Consider the following 3,421-nt stretch of genomic DNA (forward strand, 5'->3'; position numbering starts at 1 on the left):
AAGATAAACATCATATTCGCACGAAGTACTTGACTTCACTTGTACTAAGAAGCATTTTACATATGTTGTGTGCCCGTAGCTCAGCTGGATAGAGCAACAGCCTTCTAAGCTGTGGGTCGTAGGTTCGAATCCCACCGGGCACACTCTTTTATCAATACTTTCTGTAAATCTTCAAGTACTCTGGCACCACATTTTCAATTGCTAATGGTCGAACCTTCATTGTTTCAAGGTCAACTGACTTTTCGATTGAACTATTCATCATAACTTTCACCTGATCTTGAGTAAGCATAGGGTTCGTATCTCCGGTTATTGGTTTTAACAGCATAGAAATAATTTTATTTTCTAAAAAGAAAGCTATTAACTTTGCCATTGGAAAAGATACATTGATCAACAAACACTTTCTGTTAGTAACATTCAGAATAAACTTCAATAAGCTTTTGAAAGAGTAAACCTTTGGTCCACCCATGTTATAAATTTTCTTGTCTTGCTTATTAAAACTGATAATACGATATACCACTTCAGCTAAGTCTGTTACACATATTGGCTGAAATTTAGTTGTTCCATTGCCAATTAGTGGTAAGAAAGGAAGAATAGTTGCTAATCTTGCAAATTTATTAAAGAAGTTGTCTTCTTTACCAAATACAAGGCTTGGCCTAATTATTATTGCTTTTTGAAATGCTGAAGTTACAGCTTTTTCACCTTCCAATTTACTTTTGGAATATTTTGACAACTTGCTATTTTCTATTCCCATAGCAGAAAAATGTATCATCATAGGTACATTTTTCATTTTTGCAGCTTTTGCTATCCTTTCAGCTATTTTAACGTGAACAGCGTAAAAATCGTGCTTTTTTGCTTCATATAATATTCCCACTAAGTTTATAGCTACATCACATTCTTCTATACCATCCAGAACTGATTTTTCATCAAAAAAATCGCCTTTAAATATTGATATTTGTCCTAAATTGCCACACAATTTTGAACAAGCAGCTTTTTCCTGATTACGAGTGAATATCTTTATTAAGTATCCTTCTGCTGCCAAGCGTCTTACGATGTGTTTCCCTATAAACCCCGTTCCACCAAAAATAATTACACGTTTTGTCACAATTAAAGTTCCTAATAATTTGTTACTGTAAATTAATACAATGATTTCGCTTAATATTTTATTACGAATTCCCGTACAATAAGATCCATTTTCATTCCTCGTGAGCCTTTAACTAGAATTGCGTCATTATTCTGAATAATGTTAGCTAAATCACTTTTCAATTGATTAGAATCATTAAAATGCGTGCCTCTTATATTATCTGGCAAAAGCTCATGCAATTCTAACATAAATTTACCAACTGTATAAACTTTATCTATATTATTTTCTGTGATAATCTTAACCAAATCTGTATGAAACTCTATGCTTTCATCACCAAGTTCCAACATATCACCAAGCAAAGCTACTTTTCTCTGATTAGAATATGTACTCAAAGTTTTTATCGCAGTTTTCATCGAAGCAGGGCTGGCGTTATAGGAGTCATCAATTAAATGTATATATTTTCTATTGTATTTGACCTTATGAATATTGCCTCTACCTTTCGCTACACTAAAATTCTTAAGTGCAAGTGGTAATTTTGATAAATCAAGTCCGAGGCTTTGCACAACTGCTGCAACAGCAAGTAGCGAATAAGCAAAATGCTCACCTTGTACACGTAAATTACAGTTTATAATTTGATTATCACTCAGCCTGATTTTTAAACTTAATCTATTAGCAACTCGGTTTGATGTCATTCCTGCGCGTGACGCTGGAATCCAGTCTTTATCATACAACCGTCTGATATGCTCATTTGCAATTGAACTTCCTGGATCCAAGTAGTCAAGCACTGGGATGACAGAAGATAGTGCTGAAATGACAGAAGATTCATCGTTTCTTATTAAGTTTAGTAAACAAACTTCAGCATTTTTATCTTTACCGAAGCTTATTACATTTCTATTGGCGTGTGATGAGAGATAATCATAATATTTATTATCTCTGCTTAAAACCAAAGTACCGTTATTTTTCATACCATACAGAATTTCTAATTTCGCCTGTGCAACGTCAAATAGTGATGAAAAATTTTCAGTATGTGCAGGTTCGATGTTGGTAATAACTGCAATATTCGGATTACTAATTTTTGATAATTCTTTTATTTCACCAGCTTTATTCATTCCCATTTCAAGAATTAAGTACTGGCAGTTTTTTGGAGCTTTCAGAATTGTCAAAGGCAATCCTATATTATTATTTAAGTTACCTTCGTTTGCATGGGACACCCCATATTGCGATAAAACAGTATGCAGCATATCCTTTGTAGTGGTTTTCCCGACACTGCCTGTAACTGCAATAACTTTAGCATCAATAAGAACATTTCTAATGTAGTATGATGCCATATCGTGCAAAGCTTTCAGGGTATCTTGTACAATCATGAGAGGGAAACTTTTATATTTACCCTCACTCACTATTGCAGCGACAGCCCCTTTTAAAAACGCTTCATGCAAAAAATTATGGCCATCAAAATTCTTTCCCTTGAGGGCAATAAATAAATCACCTTTTTTTATGCTTCTTGTGTCCGTTGAAATATTTGAGCTATGTATCCAATTACAACCATTTACGTCTCTTCCGCCAGTTGCATCAATGATATTATTTGTGTTCCATTTAAACATAATTTAGAGTATTCTTTATAATAAATTGAACAATAAAAGTAGCGAAAATACTACATGTTTTAGACAATGTGCAAATAATGGTTGCAATCCCTATAATTCTATCTTATAATGGATGTAGAGGTTTAAATTTTTTCGTCTATAATTAAAATGTATTTAGTTATAGAAACTACCTTGGAGGTATGTATGGCAGAATCTATTTGGGCTAAGATAGGCGGAGCAGTTAAAACAGGTGTAGGAGCTACAGGTCGGGTGTTTGCTCTTGTGCCTAAAGCACTTATTTACCCTATAAAGAAGCCGTTTGCTTCAACGGGTGAAATGAAACGTGATGCTGCAGTTTCGTTAAAGAAAGCTGTTGGTATAGATGTACCTGAAGAAGAAAGGGAATATGATCCACCTATAGAAACCACACAGGCTAGTAAGGATCTTGGTGTACAAATAACGGAGCAAAAAAAAGGGATAGGAAAGGTAAGTTTTTTAGTGTCAAGAACTCTGACGGGAGATATACCTTATTTGAATGATGGACAATTGAATAAAATAAAAGCACTAAAAAGTGAGTATTCAAACATCACTATACATAGAGAAGAAAATAAAATTGTAATTGAAGTTGATGTTAAAAAAATAATTGAAGACATTAAAACTGACTCTAAAAATAAAGGGAAGAGTCCAGAGGAGATAAAAAAGCTTGCTATTGAAGAAATTAAACAAAAAAGTTGACGGTAACCTTAAAGATCTAGCAAAA

3 protein-coding genes and 1 tRNA gene are annotated in these 3,421 nt (G+C 33.6%); 2 read left to right on the plus strand and 2 right to left on the minus strand.

The window, feature by feature from the left end; genetic code table 11:
• Window positions 1–69 precede the first annotated feature (69 nt).
• Window positions 70–143: transfer RNA gene (locus WGMM_RS01445), tRNA-Arg, on the plus strand.
• Between the two features lie 8 nt (window positions 144–151).
• Here WGMM_RS01445 and WGMM_RS01450 read toward each other — a convergent pair.
• Window positions 152–1,102, minus strand: coding sequence for a complex I NDUFA9 subunit family protein (locus WGMM_RS01450; protein WP_038249008.1), 951 nt, complete (start codon window positions 1,100–1,102; stop codon window positions 152–154).
• A gap of 50 nt (window positions 1,103–1,152) precedes the next feature.
• A complete protein-coding gene (locus WGMM_RS01455; protein ID WP_038249011.1) occupies window positions 1,153–2,682 on the minus strand; it encodes a UDP-N-acetylmuramoyl-tripeptide--D-alanyl-D-alanine ligase in 1,530 nt (509 codons plus the stop codon).
• Between the two features lie 183 nt (window positions 2,683–2,865).
• Between WGMM_RS01455 and WGMM_RS01460 the strand changes: the two genes are divergently transcribed.
• Complete coding sequence (locus tag WGMM_RS01460; RefSeq protein WP_240991835.1) at window positions 2,866–3,396, plus strand: hypothetical protein; 531 nt, start codon at window positions 2,866–2,868, stop codon at window positions 3,394–3,396.
• The last annotated feature ends 25 nt before the right edge of the window (window positions 3,397–3,421 follow it).

The sequence above is a fragment of the Wolbachia endosymbiont of Glossina morsitans morsitans genome, from assembly GCF_000689175.1.
In the GTDB taxonomy this organism is placed as follows: domain Bacteria; phylum Pseudomonadota; class Alphaproteobacteria; order Rickettsiales; family Anaplasmataceae; genus Wolbachia; species Wolbachia pipientis.

Bases quoted from the DNA above. Each gene is read 5' to 3' on its own strand.
- WGMM_RS01460 (WP_240991835.1), top strand. From the start codon at position 2,866: ATGGCAGAATCTATTTGGGCTAAGATAGGCGGAGCAGTTAAAACAGGT.
- WGMM_RS01455 (WP_038249011.1), bottom strand. From the start codon at position 2,682: ATGTTTAAATGGAACACAAATAATATCATTGATGCAACTGGCGGAAGA.